General features: G+C 69.4%; 1 protein-coding gene. It reads left to right on the top strand.

What is annotated here, in order from left to right:
* Window positions 1-1,400: molybdopterin-dependent oxidoreductase (locus tag H928_RS0105945; protein ID WP_027010603.1), on the top strand; the 1,400-nt coding region annotated here is incomplete at both ends.

The raw sequence follows: 1,400 nt of genomic DNA, 5'->3' as shown, positions 1-1,400 counted from the left end.
CTGGCGCGGCAAAGCCGCTTGCTGCAACCGATGCAGCGCCTGCAGCGCGGCGCCGCGCCCGAGGCCCGCAGCTGGGACACGGCGCTGGACAGCCTGGCCGCTCAGCTGCTGCAGATCCGTGCCGACCATGGCCCCGATGCGCTGGGCTTTTACCTGAGCGGCCAGCTGCTGACCGAGGACTACTACGTGTTCAACAAGCTGGTCAAGGGCTTGCTGGGCACCAACAACCTGGACACCAACTCGCGCCTGTGCATGAGCAGCGCGGTGGCCGGCTACAAGGCCACCCTGGGGGCGGATGCACCACCGGCCTGCTACGAAGACATCGACCTGGCCGGCTGCCTGTTCATCAGCGGCAGCAATATGGCCTGGGCGCACCCGATCCTGTTCCGCCGGGTGGAAGAGGCCAAGGCGCGCCACCCCGAGCGCAAGATCATCGTTGTTGACCCGCGCCGCACCGAGACCGCCGAGCTGGCCGACCTGCACCTGGCTTTGCAGCCGGGCACCGATGTGATGCTCTGCCATGGCCTCTTGCACATCATGCTGGCCCAGGGCTGGGCCGATGCGCCCTTTGTCGATGCACACACCAGCGGCTTTGCGCAGCTGCATGCCATCGTGCGTGAGGCGACGCCGGAACGCGTGGCCCAGGTCTGCGGCCTGGCGCTGGCCGACCTGTACCTGGCCGCCCAATGGCTGGCCTGGGGCGGGGCCGATGCGCCGGGCACGAACAGCGAACGCTTGCCCACGCTCAGCCTGTACTGCCAGGGGCTCAACCAAAGCAGCAGCGGCACGGCCAACAATGCGGCGCTGATCAACCTGCACCTGGCTACCGGCCAGATTGGCAAGCCCGGGGCCGGCCCCTTGTCCTTGACCGGCCAGCCCAATGCGATGGGCGGGCGCGAGGTCGGGGGCCTGTCCAACCTGCTCAGCGCCCACCGCGACATGGCCAACCCGCAGCACCGGGCCGAGGTGGCCCAGCACTGGGGCGTAGATGCCGTACCGGCGCTGCCAGGCAAATCGGCGCTGGAGATGTTCGAGGCCGCAGCCGATGGCCAGATCAAGGCCTTGTGGATTGCCTGCACCAACCCGGCGCAAAGCCTGCCCGAGCAGGCGATGGTGCGCCGTGCGCTGGAGCGGGCCGAGCTGGTGGTGGTGCAGGAGGCCTTTGCCCAGACCGAGACGACAGCCTATGCCGACTGGCTGCTGCCCGCCACCACCTGGGGCGAGAAGCTGGGCACGGTCACCAACAGCGAGCGCCGCATATCGCGGGTGCGCGCTGCGGTGGCCGCGCCCGGCCAGGCGCGCCATGACTGGCAGATTGGCGTGCAACTGGCCCAGCGGCTGGAGCGCCATCTGCGCCCCGGCCGCCCCAGCCTGTTTGCCTATGACACGGTGCAGGCCGA

Origin of the sequence: Comamonas sp. B-9 (assembly GCF_000410635.1) — a bacterium.
In the GTDB taxonomy this organism is placed as follows: domain Bacteria; phylum Pseudomonadota; class Gammaproteobacteria; order Burkholderiales; family Burkholderiaceae_C; genus Comamonas.
The sequence above is the reverse complement of the archived record's forward strand: the minus strand, read 5'-3'. Positions and strand labels throughout refer to the sequence as shown.